We start from the raw sequence: 14,263 nt of genomic DNA, 5'->3' as shown, positions 1-14,263 counted from the left end.
CACGTCATGACCCAGCCCCCGCCCCCGCCGCCCAACGAGCCGCCCCAGCAGGGTGGTTTCGGCCCGCCGCAGGACACACCGCCGTCCCTGGACAAGGCCGAGCAGCAGCCCCAGCAGCCTCCGCAGACGCCGCCCGCGCCGCCGCAGCAGCCCGGCTTCGGTGCCCCGCAGCAGCCGGGATACGGCGCCCCGCAGACGCCCCCGCCGCCGCCCGGGCAGCAGCCCGGCTACGGCTACCCGCAGGCGCCGCAGGCGCCGCAGACGCCGCCGGGCTACGGCTACCCCGGCCGGCAGCCGAACCCGTACGGCCAGACCCCCAACCCCTACGGCCAGCAGCCCGGTTACGGCTATCCGCAGCCGACCGTGCCGCTCCAGCCGCAGCCCGGCCGGCCCGGCGGCCGCAAGGGGATCAACGCGCAACTGGCCATCATCGTCGCGGCGGTCGTCGCGATCGCGCTGATCGTCGGCGGCGGCATCTGGTACGCGCACTCCGGCAAGAGCGGGGGCAAGAAGGACGACACTGCGAACTCCAGCGGCGGCAGCGGCGGCAGCGGCGGCAAGGACGCCGGGGGCGGCACCGGCGGCACGTCCGGCAAGGGATCGGAGAAGGTGCCGTCCGACCCCGCCTCCAAGGTGCTCTTCCAGGTCCCGGAGCCCAAGGTGGACGACAGCACCGTCGTGTCCGGTTCATGGCTCACCGACAAGGCGTACGTCAAGTCCGGCGTCGCCGAGATCAACGGCTACGACCGGGACAAGGGCACCAAGCTGTGGACCATCAAGCTGCCCGGCCCGGTGTGCGAGGCCAGCACCCACACCACGGCGGACGGCAGGACGGCCGTCGTCTACCAGCCGAAGATGCCGCCGAAGAACAGCTCGGCCGGGTGCAGCCAGGTCTCCGCGATCGACCTGGGCGCGGGCAAGAAGCTGTGGACGAAGACGGTCAAGTCCGGTGACCGGCCCATCAGCCTGGACAACGTGACGGTCAGCGCGAACACCGTCGCCGCGGGCAGCACCAGCGGCGGCGCCGCCTGGGACATCACCTCCGGCAAGCCCCTGTGGGCGCCGAAGCCGACGGACACCTGCTACGACGCCGGGTACGGCGGCGGCGCGAAGCTGGTCGCCGTGCGCAAGTGCGGCACCTACGACCAGCGTGAGCTGCACATCCAGACCATCGACCCCAGGTCCGGGAAGGTGATCACGGAGTACCGGATGACGACGGGCATCGAGTACGCCTCCGTGGTCTCGACCGACCCGCTGGTGGTCGCCGCCGACGTGGGCGACAGCGCGGGCGACGGCAGCGGCATCTCGGACTTCTTCTCCATCGACAACAAGACCGGCAAGCTGATCACCCGGATCTCCGCGCCCGGCGACAAGTACGCGGCCAGGTGCGACGGCATCACGAAGATCGAGTCGTGCACCGGCATCGCGGTGGGCAACGGCAAGCTGTACATCCCGACCGAGCAGCACGACGGCACCGGGAACTACAGCCGGACCAACGAGATCGTCGCGTTCGACCTGGCCACCGGCAAGCAGACCGGCCAGCGCGCGGACGCCGGCGACGGGTACACGATCACGCCACTGCGCATGGACGGCGCCAACGTGATCGCCTACAAGCGCCCGCCGTACGACAAGGGCGGCCAGATCGTCAGCATCGACGGCGGCTCGTTCAAGGAGACCAAGCTGCTGGAGAACCCGTCCACGGAGCAGGTGCGGGACGCGGAGACCCGGATGTCGCCGGACTACTCCGAGATCCTCTACAGCCAGGGGCACCTCTACATGTCCGGGGTCTACGCGGACAAGCCGTCGACGACGGGCGACAAGGAGTACCTGGCGATCGCCTTCGGCGCCTCCGGCTGACGCCCCGCACCGCCCGGCCGCGACGGCCCCGTCCCTGTTCAGGGGCGGGGCCGTGCGCGTACCGCGCATCGTCCTCGAATGCCAGAATTTCCGTCGATCCGGGGCACTTATCACCGGTAGGGGGAGCGCTTCGTCGAACAAGCGTGTAGCTTCCGGGGGCATGAAGAGCGGGGGAGCCGGGAGGGGGCTTCTCTCCGCGTGGACCAGTGGACATCCATAGTGGGGCTCGGCGTGGAAATCCATTGGGGGGACTGGGGGGTTGCTCGATGGGAGTGCGGCTCATGGTGGTCGACGACCACCGACTGCTCGCGGAGGCACTGGCCTCGGCGCTGAAGCTGCGGGGGCACCGGGTGCTCGCCGCGGCGGCGCCCGCGGCGGGGGCGGCGGAGCTGGTGATCACGCGCGCGCCGGAGGTGTGCCTGCTGGGTACGGCGACACCGGCCGAACCGGGCATCTTCGACCCGGTGGTGAAGATCAAACGGGAGCGGCCGCAGGTGGCGGTGCTGGTGCTGGGGCCGGTGCCGAGCCCGCGCGGCATCGCCGCCGCCTTCGCCGCGGGCGCCTCCGGCTACGTACGCCACGACGAGCGCATAGAGGGGGTCGAGCGCGCCATCATGAAGGCGCGGGCGGGTGAGGCCGCGGTGGCCCCGCAGCTGCTCCAGGGAGCCTTCAGCGAACTGCTCAATCCCGCGGCCCAGCCGGACGACGAGGGCCAGCGGCTGCTGCAGATGCTCACCCCGAGGGAGGTCGAGGTCCTGGTCCGGGTCGCCGACGGCGAGGACACCCGGAGGATCGCGGCCGGCATGGGCATCGCCCCGTCCACCGCGCGCACCCACGTCCAGCGGGTCCTGATGAAGCTGGGCGTCGGCTCCCGTCTGGAGGCGGCGGCCCTGGCGGCCCGGACGGGCCTGCTGGACAGAGCGGGACCGGTGCCGCACTCGCCTCCGGCGGGTCCGGAGTCCGGGCCGGGCCCGGGGCCGAGGGCGCTCTGACCCGTCACCCGGCACCACCGGGTGTCGGTTGACGGGTGACGTCGGTGTGCGGGCGGGGTGGCCCCGGCCGGGCGGGCGGGACGGGGTCTGCCCCGTGCGGCCGGGGCAGTGGACGCACCCGGCCCCGTGACCCGCCGCCGGGCCCGGCGGAGCGGGCGGTGCCGGACCTCGTGCACCCGCCGCCGGGACCGGGGCCGTCGTGGTCTGCGGCCCCGGCGGTCCTCACTCGCCCGGCGCGGCCGGTTCGTCGTCCGGTCCCGGCGTGATCTCCGGGGCGGGGGGCGGCGTCGGCCGCAGCGTCAGCCAGACGAGGAAGAAGACGCCGAGGAGCAGCATGGCGATGCCGGTCCAGAGGTTGATGTTGACGCCCTGGGCCTTGTCGATGGCGGCCTGGCCGTCGGTGATGCCGGTGATCGTGACGATGATCCCGTACAGCACGAACAGGCCGCCGATGATGCGGCGGAGGTCGAAGATGCGGGCCGCGGTCGCGGACTTCTGCTGCAGCTCGCTGACCTCGCGCTGGACGTCCTTCTCGGAGTATCCGAAGGATCCGGGGTTCGGGGACTGATCGGTCATGGTGGTTCGTACTCCTCAGTCGGATGCCGTCAGATCGAGAAGGGGATGTAGCAGGCGGCGGCGATGGCGATCGCGCCCCAGCCCAGCAGGGCCGGCTTGCGGTACCAGGCGTCGTCGCCCTCGCCGGGTGGTTCGTCCATGCCCGGGGAGCGGGTGCCGTAGACCAGGCCCTCCAGCTCCTCGGCCGGCTTGGGCCTGGTGAACAGGGACACCACGAACATGACGACCGCGCCGGTGACGAAGCCGACGATCGCGGAGACGAAGTTGGCGCCCTGGTCGGAGGGGATGCCGATGACGCCCTGCTTGTAGATCCAGAAGTAGTTGACCATCGCCGACACGGTGCCCGCGAGCAGGCCCCAGAACCCGGACCTGGCGGACGCGCGCTTCCAGAACATGCCGATGATGAAGACGACGAACATCGGCACGTTGAAGAAGGAGAACAGCGTCTGCAGGTAGGCCATGATGTTGGAGAACGACGACGCCAGGAAGGCCGTGCCGACCGAGGCGCAGACGCCGATGACCGTGATCAGGCGGCCGAAGCGGACGTAGTAGCCGTCCTCGCGGCCCCGGACGACGTACCGGGCCCAGATGTCGTTGGTGAACACGGTGTTGAAGGACGAGACGTTGGCGGCCATGCCCGCCATGAAGGCGGCCAGCAGTCCGGTCACCGCGATGCCGAGGACGCCGTTGGGCAGCAGTTCCTGCATCAGGTAGGGGATGGCGTCGTTGTACTGGTAGCCGGAGCCGGGGGTGCCGAACTTGGGCACCAGGGCGGCGGCGACCAGGCCGGGGATCATCACCAGGAAGACGATGAAGATCTTCGGGTAGGCGGCGATCAGCGGGGTGCGCTGCCCGGCGGAGAGGTTCTTCGCGGACAGGGCGCGCTGCACCTCGGCGAAGTTGGTGGTCCAGTAGCCGAAGGAGAGCACGAAGCCGAGGCCGAGGACGATCGTCAGCCAGTTGGCGCCGAGCGGGTTGGTGCTGCCGATGCCGGTGCCGCCCCAGGCGGTGGTGAAGTTCGCGCCGTGCGTCGCGGTGAGCTTGTCGGTCAGGCCGCCCCAGCCGCCGACCTTCCTCAGGCCCAGCACCACGATCGGGATGAGGGCCGCCAGGATCACGAAGAACTGGAGCACCTCGTTGTAGATCGCGGAGGAGAGACCGCCGAGGGTGATGTACGCGAGCACGAACGCGCCCGCGACCACGATCGCCACCCACTGCGGCCAGCCCAGCAGTGCCTCGACCACGATGGCGAGGGCGTACAGGTTGACGCCGGCGATCAGGATGGCGGCGAAGGCGAACAGCAGGGAGCTCAGCAGGTGCGCCCACTTGTCGAAGCGCAGCAGCAGCATCTCGGGGACCGAGCGCACCTTGCTGCCGTAGTAGAAGGGCATCATGACCAGGCCGAGGAAGACCATGGCCGGGATGGCGCCGATCCAGTACCAGTGCACGGTGTAGGCGCCGTACTGCGCGCTGTTCGCGGCCATGCCGAGGATCTCGGTGGCGGCCAGGTTGGCCGAGATGAAGGCGAGGCCGGTGATCCACGCGGGCAGCGAGCGTCCCGAGAGGAAGAAGTCGAGGCTGGTCTTCACCGATCTGCGGGCCGCGAAGCCGATGCCGAGGACCACGGCGAAGTAGATGCCGAGGATCGTGTAGTCGAGCCCGTTGGTGGGGAGTCGTAGCTCGGCGGCCAGCTGCACGGCTGGATGTGTGGGGGTTTGCATAGAAACTCACTTCGTTGCGTGAACTGATCCAGAGCGGAAACTACGCCTCTGTGTTCAGTAATTGAACACTTTTGTTGATCCTCTTTGTTGGATTGTGATGTTGACGACTGTGGGGAGTTGTGTTTCGATGTGTTGGGTTCTGTTTGGTGAGTGATCAGTTGTACCGGTGACTGATCGAGTGGCCCGGATAGGGAGTCCGCAGTGAAGAAGACCTCGACCCGCCTGGCCGACGGCCGCGAGTTGATCTACTACGACCTGCGCGACGACCATGTGCGCGACGCGGTGGACCGCCGCCCGCTGGAGCGGACCGTCACCACCTCCGAGATCCGCCGCGACCCGCTGCTCGGCGACTCGGTGGCCGTGGCCTCGCACCGGCAGGGCCGCACCTACCACCCGCCGGCCGACGAGTGCCCCCTGTGCCCCTCGCGCGACGGCAGGCTCAGCGAGATCCCGGACTCGTCCTACGACGTGGTGGTCTTCGAGAACCGCTTCCCCTCCCTGGCCGGGGACTCGGGCCGCTGCGAGGTGGTCTGCTTCACCTCCGACCACAACGCCTCCTTCGCCGACCTGAGCGAGGAGCAGGCGGCGCTGGTGCTGGAGGCGTGGGCGGACCGGACGTCCGAGCTGTCGCATCTCCCCTCCGTGGAGCAGGTCTTCTGTTTCGAGAACCGGGGCGCGGAGATCGGGGTGACGCTCGGTCATCCGCACGGCCAGATCTACGCGTACCCCTTCACCACGCCCCGCACCGCCCTGATGCTGCGCTCGCTCGCGGCCCACAAGGAGGCGACGGGCGGCGAGAACCTCTTCGACGCCGTCCTGGAGCGTGAACTCGCCGGTGAGCGGGTCGTCCTGGAGGGTGAACACTGGGTGGCCTTCGTGCCCCACGCCGCGCACTGGCCCTACGAGGCGCATCTGTATCCCAAGCGCCGGGTGCCCGACCTGCTGGCGCTGGACGAGGCGGCGCGCACAGAGTTCCCCAAGGTCTATCTGGAACTGTTGAGGCGCTTCGACCGGATCTTCGACGGCGGGCCGGCCGGCGGGAAGGCGGGCGGGCACGGGTCGCCGACGCCGTACATCGCGGCCTGGCACCAGGCCCCGTTCGGCCAGCTCGCGGAGTTCGACGGCGTCAACCGCGACGACTTCGCGCTGCACCTCGAGCTTTTCACCATCCGCCGAACCTCCGGCAAGCTGAAGTTCCTCGCGGGTTCCGAGTCCGGCATGAGCGTGTTCATCAACGACGTGCCGCCGGAGCGCGCGGCCGAGCGACTGCGAGAGGTAGCGAGTTGATGAGCGGTAAGTACCTGGTGACGGGCGGCGCGGGCTACGTCGGCGGGGTGGTCGCCCAGCACCTGCTGGAGGCGGGCCACGAGGTCGTCGTGCTCGACAACCTCTCCACGGGCTTCCGGGAGGGCGTCCCGGCCGGGGCCGCCTTCGTCGAGGGCGACATCCGCGACACCGCCAAGTGGCTGGACGCCTCCTTCGACGCGGTCCTGCACTTCGCCGCGTTCTCGCAGGTCGGCGAGTCGGTGGTGAAGCCCGAGAAGTACTGGGACAACAACGTCGCCGGCACCATGGCGCTGCTCGGCGCGATGCGCGAGGCGGGCGTGCGCACCCTCGTCTTCTCCTCCACGGCGGCCACCTACGGCGAGCCGGAGGAGGTCCCGATCACCGAGTCGGCGCCGACCTCGCCGACCAACCCCTACGGCGCCTCCAAGCTCGCCGTGGACCACATGATCACGGGTGAGGCGGCGGCGCACGGCCTGGGCGCGGTCTCGCTGCGCTACTTCAACGTGGCGGGCGCCTACCGCGGCCAGGGCGAGCGCCACGACCCCGAGTCGCACCTGATCCCGCTGGTGCTCCAGGTGGCGCAGGGCCGGCGCGAGGCGATCTCCGTCTTCGGCGACGACTACCCCACGCCGGACGGCACCTGCGTGCGCGACTACATCCACGTCGCCGACCTGGCCGAGGCCCATCTGCTCGCCCTGCGGGCCGCCACCCCGGGCGAGCACCTCATCTGCAACCTGGGCAACGGCAACGGCTTCTCGGTGCGCGAGGTCGTCGAGACCGCCCGCCGGGTCACCGGCCACCCGATCCCGGAGGTCGTGGCCCCCCGCCGGGGCGGCGACCCGGCGGTCCTGGTGGCCTCGGCCGCCACCGCCCGCGAGAGGCTGGGCTGGACCCCCTCCCGCGCGGATCTCGCCGACATCGTCGCGGACGCGTGGGAGTTCGCGCGGAACATCAGCACAGCGAGGGAGCACTAGTGGGGGCACAGCAGGTGCGGGACGGTTTCCGGGAGCTGTACGGGACCGCCCCCGAGGGTGTCTGGTCGGCGCCGGGCCGGGTCAACCTCATCGGTGAGCACACCGACTACAACGACGGCTTCGTGATGCCCTTCGCGCTGCCGCACACCACGGTCGCGGCCGTCGCCCGGCGCGCGGACGGCGTGCTGCGCCTGCACTCGGCGGACGTCGGGGGCGGGGTCGTCGAGCTGCGCCTGGAGGACCTGGCGCCCGGGAGCGACCGGAACTGGACGGCGTACCCGGCGGGTGTCGTCTGGGCCCTGCGCGAGGCCGGCCACCCGGTCACCGGCGCCGAGGTCCACCTCGCCTCGACGGTCCCCTCCGGTGCGGGCCTGTCGTCCTCGGCGGCCCTGGAGGTCGTGATCGCGCTGGCGCTGAACGACCTGTTCGACCTGGGCCTGCAGCGCTGGCAGCTGGCGCGGCTGTGCCAGCGCGCCGAGAACGTCTACGTCGGCGCCCCCACCGGGATCATGGACCAGACGGCCTCCGCCTGCTGCGAGGAGGGCCACGCGCTCTTCCTCGACACCCGGGACCTCTCGCAGCGGCAGATCCCCTTCGACCTGGCCGCGGAGGGCCTGCGGCTGCTGGTGGTGGACACCCGCGTCAAGCACGCCCACAGCGACGGCGAGTACGGCAGGCGCCGGGCGGGCTGCGAGCGGGGCGCCGCGCTGCTGGGCCTCGACGCGCTGCGCGACGTCCCCTACGACGGGCTCGGCGCGGCGCTCGAGCGGCTGGGCGGCGACGAGGAGGCGGTCCGCCTGGTCCGTCACGTCGTCACCGAGGACGAGCGGGTGGAGAGGACCGTCGACCTGCTCCGGGCGGGCGAGACCCGGGCGATCGGCCCGGTCCTGGTCGCCGGGCACGCCTCGCTGCGCGACGACTTCCGCATCTCCTGCCCGGAGCTGGACCTGGTCGTCGACACCGCCCTGGCCTCCGGCGCGCTCGGCGCCCGGATGACCGGCGGCGGCTTCGGCGGCTCGGCGATCGTGCTGGCGGAGGTCGCGGACGTGGACGCGGTCACCAAGGCCGTCGAAGAGGCCTTCGCCGCGGCCGGTCTCACTGCCCCGCGGGTCTTCGAGGCGGTGCCGTCGGCGGGCGCGCGCAGGCTCAGCTGAGCCGTTTGGTCAGGGTGTACTCGGTGATCCCCGGCGGATAGTCGGGGATCTCGCACACCACGTCGTAGCCCTGCTTCTGGTAGAACCCCGGCGCCTGGAAGTCCCAGGTCTCCAGGCGGCACGAGGTGCAGCCCCGCTCCCGGCGGGCACGCTGTTCGGCCTCCGCGAGCAGCCGCGCGCCGAGCCCGGCGCCCCGGTGGCGCTCGTCCACCCAGAGGTAGGCCACGTGCAGCCAGGTCGTCCAGGTGTGACCGACCAGCCCGGCCACGAGATCGCCGCGGTCGTCCAACACCCAGAGGTGGAGCGGAACTTCACGCTCACCCGGGGTTCCGCGCAGGGCGCGCAGGACTGGTGAGGCCGCCGTGTTCGTCTCCCGCAGCCGCCTGCGGAGAAGATCGCACCGGGTTTTGTCGACTTCTGTCTCCAGACGAAACATGTGGCTCACGATAAACGCGGCGGCCAGCCAGTTCTGCAAATTACCTTCCGCTCCTGGCCCCCGGCCGTACCCTGATGAACAGCACCGGTGGGGGCCGGTGCCGATCAGGGGGCGAGACAGTCGGGTACGACGCCCGAAGTGGGGGTAGCAGATTCCGCATGGCGGCGGCCGTGCGGTGTGCCGATCCGGTCCCAGGTGGTCACCGGCGACCTGGGATCACTTCGGGTGCCGTGCCCGCGCCCGTGTGTTCTCCCGCCGATGGGGTATCCCCTGCTCTTTGAGAGCCTGGGGAAGGGGGTTTCGTGGTTCGCATCCGAGTCCTGGTCGTGGACGACCATCGCATCTTCGCCGAGTCGCTCGCCGCAGCCCTTGCGGCCGAGCCCGACGTCGACGTCTCCGCGGCCGGAAGTGGTCCCGCCGCGCTGCGCAGCCTGGAACGCGCGGCGGCCGAGGGGCGCCGGTTCGACGTCCTGCTCGTCGACTCCGACCTGGGCGGCAACGTGCCGGGCATACGGCCGGCCGTGCCCGTCCAGGAGAACAACGAGGACGGACTCGTCGACGGCATCTCGCTGGTGGCCGGGGTGCGCACCGCGCAGCCGGGCGTACGGATCGTCGTGCTGGCCGAGAAGGACGATCCGCGCCGGGCCGCTCTCGCCCTGCAGGCCGGGGCCTCCGGCTGGGTGGCCAAGGACTGCTCGCTGTCGCGGCTGCTCAACGTCATCCGCGGCGTGCTGCGCGACGAGACGCATCTGCCGCCCGCCCTGCTCACCGGTGTCCTGCGGGAGCTGACCGCCGCCCGCAAGCACCGCACCGAGAGCGAGCGGCTGGTGGAGTCGCTCACCCCGAGGGAGCGGGAAGTGCTGCGGTGCATGGTCGCGGGGCTCGGCAGGAAGGCGGTCGCCGAGCGGCTGTTCCTCTCGCCCCACACCGTGCGCACGCACATGCAGAACGTCCTGGGCAAGCTGGGCGTCCACTCCACCCTCGCCGCCGTCGCGCTCGCCCGCCGGGCCGGGGTCGGGCCCGTCGACCTGGGGCCCGCCGGGCGGATCATGCCGGAGGAGAGCAGCAGCGCCTGAGCGGGGCCGACGAGCGTGCCGCCGGGCGGCACGCCTCTTGAGGCCCCCGGAGCGGCGCGGGACCGTGACACCTCGCGCCCGCCGCCGCGCCGGGCGGCGGTCCGCCACGCCTCACCGCGGCCCGGCGCCGGCGGACCACGGCGGAGCCGCTCACCGGCACCGCCCCCGCTGCGTTCAGCCGGGGACGTTGTCGAACGGGGCGGTCAGCTGGCGCAGCAGACCGGCGAGCTCGGCCCGCTGGGCCCGCGAGAGCTCGCCGAGGATCGCCCGCTCCTGGTCGAGCAGACCGGCCAGGGCCTGATCCGCCCTGTCCCGGCCCTCGTCGGTGAGCCGCACCAGGACCCCGCGCCGGTCGCTGGGGTCGGGCAGCCGCTCGACCAGGCCCTTCTTCGCCAGGCGGTCGATGCGGTTGGTCATCGTGCCCGAGGTGACCAGGGTCTGCGTCAGCAGCTGCCCCGGCGAGAGCTGGTACGGCGCGCCCGCGCGTCTGAGCGCCGTCAGCACGTCGAACTCCCAGGGCTCCAGGCTGTGCTCGGCGAAGGCCAGCCGCCGTGCCCGGTCCAGATGCCGGGCCAGCCTGCTCACCCGGCTGAGCACCTCGAGCGGTTCCACGTCGAGGTCCGGACGCTCCCGGCGCCACGCTGCGACCAGCCGATCGACCTCGTCCTCCATGAGGATCATTGTAGTGGTTGTGTCGACATGAAGTCTCTTGACATCAAGCATCTTGACATCGAAGAAAATCGGGGGTGAGGGTGGGTACCAGTCCAGTAAGCCGAGGAGGCTCCATGCCCGCCGTCCCCACCACCTGGGACCCCACCCAGTACCTGCGCCACGCCGGCCACCGCGCCCGCCCCTTCGCCGATCTCCTCGCCCGCGTCCCGGACCTGCCCGGCAGCCCGCCCCGCATCGCCGACCTCGGCTGCGGCCCCGGCAACGTCACCGTCCTGCTCGCCGGCCGCTGGCCCGCCGCGCACATCACCGGCTACGACAACTCGCCCGAGATGCTGGACAAGGCCGGCGCCGAACACGCCGGCACCACCCCCGGCGGCGGCCGCATCGACTTCGCCCCCGCCGACGTACGCACCTGGACGCCCGGCCGGCCCTGGGACCTCATCGTCAGCAACGCCACCCTGCAGTGGGTCCCCGGGCACGCCGACCGGTTCGGGAAGTGGGTCGCGGGCCTGGCACCCGGCGGCACCCTCGCCTTCCAGGTCCCCGGCAACTTCGGCGCCCCCAGCCACCGGCTGATGCGCGAGCTCGCCCGCTCCGCCCGCTGGCGGGAGCGCCTCGGCGGCCTGCTGCGCCACGAGGACGCCGTCCTCCCGCCGGAGGCCTACCTGGAGCGCCTGACCGCCCTCGGCTGCACGGCGGACGTGTGGGAGACGACCTACCTGCACCTGCTCACCGGCGAGGACCCCGTGCTGGACTGGGTGAAGGGAACCGGTCTGCGGCCCGTCCTCACCGCACTCGCCGACGACCCGGCGGCCCGGGAGGAGTTCCTGCACGAGTACCGGGCGGCGCTGCGGCAGGCCTATCCGGCCACCGGGCACGGCACCGTGTTCCCCTTCCGCCGCATCTTCGCCGTCGCCCGCAAGGAGGCGTAGACAAATGATCACTGCCGTCGACCACGTCCAGCTCGCCGCACCGCCCGGCTGTGAGGACCGGCTGCGGACGTACTACGTCGATGTCCTCGGGATGACCGAGATACCCAAGCCCCCGGTGCTCGCGGCGCGGGGCGGGTGCTGGTTCCAGGCGGGCGCCGTCCAGCTGCACCTCGGGATCGAGGAGGACTTCCGGCCCGCCGCGAAGGCCCACCCGGGACTGCGCGTCACCGGCATCGAACGCTACGGCGCCCGGCTGCGGGCCCACGGGGCGCCGGTGGAGTGGGACGAGCACCTGCCCGGCCACCGGCGGTTCTACTCCAGCGACCCGGTGGGCAACCGGCTGGAGTTCCTGGAGCCGCTGACCGCTGTTTGAGCGGCGGTCGAGGGGCAACCCGACGGGATGACCGACCGACGTCGAACCTCACGAGGAGTGAGTGACGTGGCGCAGGAAGAGAAGAGCAGGGCCAAGAAGGAACAGCTGAAGGGCAAGGCCAAGGAGGCCATGGGCCGCATGGTCGGCAACGAGAGCAAGACCGCCGAGGGCAAGGCCGACCAGGTCAAGGGCGACGCCCGCGAGGCCAAGGAGAAGGGCAAGGACACCTTCAAGCACTGAGCTCCAAGCACTGAGCGAGCCGGGCACCGAACGCCCCGGGCCGCCGGGCCGCCCGCGCGAGCGGCGCCCCCGGCCGGCCCCGGTCAGGCCTTGCGGTGCCCTATCAGCCGCGGCTTCGGCTCCAGCCCGTCCAGACCGTGCCACGCCAGGTTCACCAGATGCGCGGCGACCTCCGCCTTCTTCGGACGGCGGACGTCCAGCCACCACTGGCCGGTCAGCGCCACCATGCCGACCAGCGCCTGCGCGTACAGCGGGGCGAGCTTGGGCTCGAAGCCGCGGCTCTTGAACTCCCGGCCCAGAATGTCCTCCACCTGGGTCGCGATGTCCGAGATCAGCGAGGCGAAGGAACCCGTCGACTGCGGAATGGGCGAGTCACGGACCAGGATGCGGAAACCGTCCGTGTACTCCTCGATGTAGTCCAGCAGCGCGAAGGCCGCCTGCTCGCACAGCTCACGGGGATGACCGGCCGTCAGCGAACTGGTCACCATGTCCAGCAGCCGCCGCATCTCACGGTCCACCACCACCGCGTACAGCCCCTCCTTGCCGCCGAAGTGCTCGTAGACCACCGGCTTGGAGACCCCGGCCTTCGCCGCGATCTCCTCCACCGACGTGCCCTCGAAGCCTCTGGCGGCGAACAGGGTGCGGCCGATCTCGAGCAGCTGCTGGCGGCGCTCCGCTCCCGTCATCCGGGTGCGGCGCGCCCGCCGCGGCTTCTCATTGCTCGGGGTGCTGCTGGGATCGGTCGCCACGGCGTCAATCATGCCGCCTCGGCCGTGTCCTTCCGGCGGCGAGAGCCGTCTTCGCCGGTGTTACGGCGTGAATCGATACGCGAGCGTGACGGCCAGCGCACGTCGTAGGCCCAGCCGAGCCGCTCGCACCAGCGGATGATGCGCGCCGATGAGTCCAGCTGCCAGCGCTCCACACCGTGCCGCGCGGAGGTCGGGTCGGCGTGGTGCAGGTTGTGCCAGGACTCGCCGCACGAGAGCACGGCCAGCCACCACACGTTGCCCGAACGGTCCCGCGACTTGAAGGGGCGCTTGCCGACCGCGTGGCAGATCGAGTTGATCGACCAGGTCACATGGTGCAGCAGGGCCACCCGGACGAGCGAACCCCAGAAGAACGCCGTGAACGCGCCCCACCACGACCAGGTGACCAGACCGCCGATCACCCCGGGCAGGGCCAGGGAGAGGATCGTCCAGTACACGAACTGCCGGGAGATCGCCCGGATCGCCGGGTCCTTGATCAGGTCCGGGGCGTACTTGTCCTGCGGCGTCTGCTCCTCGTCGAACATCCAGGCGATGTGCGCCCACCACAGGCCCTTCATCAGCGCCGGGAGTGTCTCGCCGAACCGCCACGGAGAGTGCGGGTCACCCTCCGCGTCGGAGAACTTGTGATGCTTGCGGTGGTCCGCCACCCAGCGCACGATCGGGCCCTCCACGGCCAGCGAACCCGAGATCGCCAGCGCGATCCTGAGCGGCCGCTTCGCCTTGAACGAGCCATGCGTGAAGTAGCGGTGGAAGCCGATCGTGATGCCGTGGCAACCGACGTAGTAGAAGAGGACCAGCAGGCCGAGATCCAGCCAGCTCACGCCCCAGCCCCAGGCCAGCGGTACCGCGGCGACGAGTGCCAGGAACGGGACGACGATGAAGAGCAGCAGCGCGATCTGCTCGATCGACCGCTTCTTCTCACCGCCCAGCGTGGCCGAGGAGTCAAGGGTGTCGGTCGTCTTCGGGGCGTCGTCGATGACATCGGAACTCGTGGTCATGGGCGTCCCCTGGGGGGTCGAGGATTGATGCAGGTGCCGGGTCGGCTGCCGGAACCCTGCCCGGGTTCCGTTACAAGGGTCCCTACGGTTCCGTAACCTACGGCATCGTAAGTATGGCAGCGAGCCGCCCGGCGGCAAGAGCCCGAAATACTGCGCGTCCGCATGGACACCTATCCTTGGAGTCGGTCGGACAGCGCGGTCCGCTCTG

General features: G+C 71.1%; 15 protein-coding genes. 9 read left to right on the top strand and 6 right to left on the bottom strand.

Features of this window, described 5'->3' with window-relative positions:
* Positions 1 to 6 precede the first annotated feature (6 nt).
* Both ACJ9NR_RS16480 and ACJ9NR_RS16475 read left to right on the top strand, forming a co-directional pair.
* Positions 7 to 1,857 (top strand): outer membrane protein assembly factor BamB family protein, encoded by a 1,851-nt coding sequence (locus ACJ9NR_RS16480; RefSeq protein ID WP_412488313.1) that lies wholly within the window; start codon positions 7 to 9, stop codon positions 1,855 to 1,857.
* A 266-nt stretch (positions 1,858 to 2,123) separates the two neighbouring features.
* Complete coding sequence (locus ACJ9NR_RS16475) at positions 2,124 to 2,849, top strand: helix-turn-helix transcriptional regulator (protein WP_412488312.1); 726 nt, start codon at positions 2,124 to 2,126, stop codon at positions 2,847 to 2,849.
* 222 nt (positions 2,850 to 3,071) lie between these two features.
* Here the strand turns inward: ACJ9NR_RS16475 and ACJ9NR_RS16470 are convergent, their stop codons facing one another.
* Both ACJ9NR_RS16470 and ACJ9NR_RS16465 read right to left on the bottom strand, forming a co-directional pair.
* Entirely contained in the window at positions 3,072 to 3,425 is a 354-nt protein-coding gene (locus ACJ9NR_RS16470) for a hypothetical protein (RefSeq protein ID WP_412488311.1), read from the bottom strand.
* Between the two features lie 29 nt (positions 3,426 to 3,454).
* A complete protein-coding gene (locus ACJ9NR_RS16465) occupies positions 3,455 to 5,146 on the bottom strand; it encodes a sodium:solute symporter family protein (protein ID WP_412488310.1) in 1,692 nt (563 codons plus the stop codon).
* A 201-nt stretch (positions 5,147 to 5,347) separates the two neighbouring features.
* On the opposite strand from ACJ9NR_RS16465, the gene galT reads away from it, so the two are divergent.
* The 3 genes from galT to galK are packed head-to-tail and all read left to right on the top strand — an operon-like array spanning position 5,348 to position 8,561.
* Positions 5,348 to 6,433, top strand: a complete 1,086-nt coding sequence (gene galT / locus ACJ9NR_RS16460) for a galactose-1-phosphate uridylyltransferase (RefSeq protein ID WP_412488309.1) — start codon at positions 5,348 to 5,350, stop codon at positions 6,431 to 6,433.
* Complete coding sequence (gene galE, locus ACJ9NR_RS16455; protein WP_412488308.1) at positions 6,433 to 7,407, top strand: UDP-glucose 4-epimerase GalE; 975 nt, start codon at positions 6,433 to 6,435, stop codon at positions 7,405 to 7,407. Before galT ends, galE begins: the two co-directional genes overlap by 1 nt.
* Entirely contained in the window at positions 7,407 to 8,561 is a 1,155-nt protein-coding gene (gene galK, locus ACJ9NR_RS16450; RefSeq protein ID WP_412488307.1) for a galactokinase, read from the top strand. Before galE ends, galK begins: the two co-directional genes overlap by 1 nt.
* On the opposite strand, the gene ACJ9NR_RS16445 is transcribed toward galK, so the two are convergent.
* Complete coding sequence (locus ACJ9NR_RS16445) at positions 8,554 to 8,997, bottom strand: GNAT family N-acetyltransferase (protein ID WP_412488306.1); 444 nt, start codon at positions 8,995 to 8,997, stop codon at positions 8,554 to 8,556. The genes galK and ACJ9NR_RS16445 overlap by 8 nt on opposite strands.
* 302 nt (positions 8,998 to 9,299) lie before the next feature.
* On the opposite strand from ACJ9NR_RS16445, the gene ACJ9NR_RS16440 reads away from it, so the two are divergent.
* Positions 9,300 to 10,073 carry a LuxR C-terminal-related transcriptional regulator gene (locus ACJ9NR_RS16440; RefSeq protein WP_412488305.1) on the top strand — a complete coding sequence of 258 codons (774 nt, stop codon included), beginning with the start codon at positions 9,300 to 9,302 and terminating at the stop codon, positions 10,071 to 10,073.
* Positions 10,074 to 10,247: 174 nt separating this feature from the next.
* Here ACJ9NR_RS16440 and tamR read toward each other — a convergent pair whose 3' ends face one another.
* Positions 10,248 to 10,745, bottom strand: coding sequence for a MarR family transcriptional regulator TamR (tamR, locus tag ACJ9NR_RS16435; RefSeq protein ID WP_412488304.1), 498 nt, complete (start codon positions 10,743 to 10,745; stop codon positions 10,248 to 10,250).
* 113 nt (positions 10,746 to 10,858) lie between these two features.
* Between tamR and ACJ9NR_RS16430 the strand changes: the two genes are divergently transcribed.
* The 3 genes from ACJ9NR_RS16430 to ACJ9NR_RS16420 all read left to right on the top strand — a co-directional run bounded on the left by ACJ9NR_RS16430 (position 10,859) and on the right by ACJ9NR_RS16420 (position 12,290).
* Positions 10,859 to 11,677: a trans-aconitate 2-methyltransferase gene (locus ACJ9NR_RS16430; RefSeq protein ID WP_412488303.1), complete on the top strand. Its 819-nt coding sequence runs from the start codon at positions 10,859 to 10,861 to the stop codon at positions 11,675 to 11,677.
* Between the two features lie 4 nt (positions 11,678 to 11,681).
* Positions 11,682 to 12,050: a VOC family protein gene (locus ACJ9NR_RS16425; protein ID WP_412488302.1), complete on the top strand. Its 369-nt coding sequence runs from the start codon at positions 11,682 to 11,684 to the stop codon at positions 12,048 to 12,050.
* 66 nt (positions 12,051 to 12,116) lie between these two features.
* A complete protein-coding gene (locus tag ACJ9NR_RS16420) occupies positions 12,117 to 12,290 on the top strand; it encodes a CsbD family protein (RefSeq protein ID WP_412488301.1) in 174 nt (57 codons plus the stop codon).
* Positions 12,291 to 12,373: 83 nt separating this feature from the next.
* On the opposite strand, the gene ACJ9NR_RS16415 is transcribed toward ACJ9NR_RS16420, so the two are convergent.
* Positions 12,374 to 13,051 carry a TetR family transcriptional regulator gene (locus ACJ9NR_RS16415; RefSeq protein WP_412488300.1) on the bottom strand — a complete coding sequence of 226 codons (678 nt, stop codon included), beginning with the start codon at positions 13,049 to 13,051 and terminating at the stop codon, positions 12,374 to 12,376.
* Positions 13,048 to 14,055 carry an acyl-CoA desaturase gene (locus tag ACJ9NR_RS16410; protein WP_412488299.1) on the bottom strand — a complete coding sequence of 336 codons (1,008 nt, stop codon included), beginning with the start codon at positions 14,053 to 14,055 and terminating at the stop codon, positions 13,048 to 13,050. The genes ACJ9NR_RS16415 and ACJ9NR_RS16410 overlap by 4 nt, the downstream gene beginning before the upstream one ends.
* Between the last annotated feature and the right edge of the window lie 208 nt (positions 14,056 to 14,263).

Origin of the sequence: Streptomyces sediminimaris (genome assembly GCF_047049295.1) — a bacterium.
Classification (GTDB): domain Bacteria; phylum Actinomycetota; class Actinomycetes; order Streptomycetales; family Streptomycetaceae; genus Streptomyces; species Streptomyces sediminimaris.
Note: the sequence above shows the minus strand (reverse complement) of the source record. Positions and strands in the feature narration are given on the sequence as shown.

Coding starts and splice junctions, on each gene's coding strand:
- tamR (WP_412488304.1), bottom strand. CDS start 10,745: ATGGAGGACGAGGTCGATCGGCTGGTCGCAGCGTGGCGCCGGGAGCGT.
- ACJ9NR_RS16470 (WP_412488311.1), bottom strand. CDS start 3,425: ATGACCGATCAGTCCCCGAACCCCGGATCCTTCGGATACTCCGAGAAG.
- ACJ9NR_RS16445 (WP_412488306.1), bottom strand. CDS start 8,997: ATGTTTCGTCTGGAGACAGAAGTCGACAAAACCCGGTGCGATCTTCTC.
- ACJ9NR_RS16465 (WP_412488310.1), bottom strand. CDS start 5,146: ATGCAAACCCCCACACATCCAGCCGTGCAGCTGGCCGCCGAGCTACGA.
- ACJ9NR_RS16430 (WP_412488303.1), top strand. CDS start 10,859: ATGCCCGCCGTCCCCACCACCTGGGACCCCACCCAGTACCTGCGCCAC.
- ACJ9NR_RS16415 (WP_412488300.1), bottom strand. CDS start 13,051: ATGATTGACGCCGTGGCGACCGATCCCAGCAGCACCCCGAGCAATGAG.
- ACJ9NR_RS16425 (WP_412488302.1), top strand. CDS start 11,682: ATGATCACTGCCGTCGACCACGTCCAGCTCGCCGCACCGCCCGGCTGT.
- ACJ9NR_RS16475 (WP_412488312.1), top strand. CDS start 2,124: ATGGGAGTGCGGCTCATGGTGGTCGACGACCACCGACTGCTCGCGGAG.
- ACJ9NR_RS16480 (WP_412488313.1), top strand. CDS start 7: ATGACCCAGCCCCCGCCCCCGCCGCCCAACGAGCCGCCCCAGCAGGGT.
- ACJ9NR_RS16410 (WP_412488299.1), bottom strand. CDS start 14,055: ATGACCACGAGTTCCGATGTCATCGACGACGCCCCGAAGACGACCGAC.
- galE (WP_412488308.1), top strand. CDS start 6,433: ATGAGCGGTAAGTACCTGGTGACGGGCGGCGCGGGCTACGTCGGCGGG.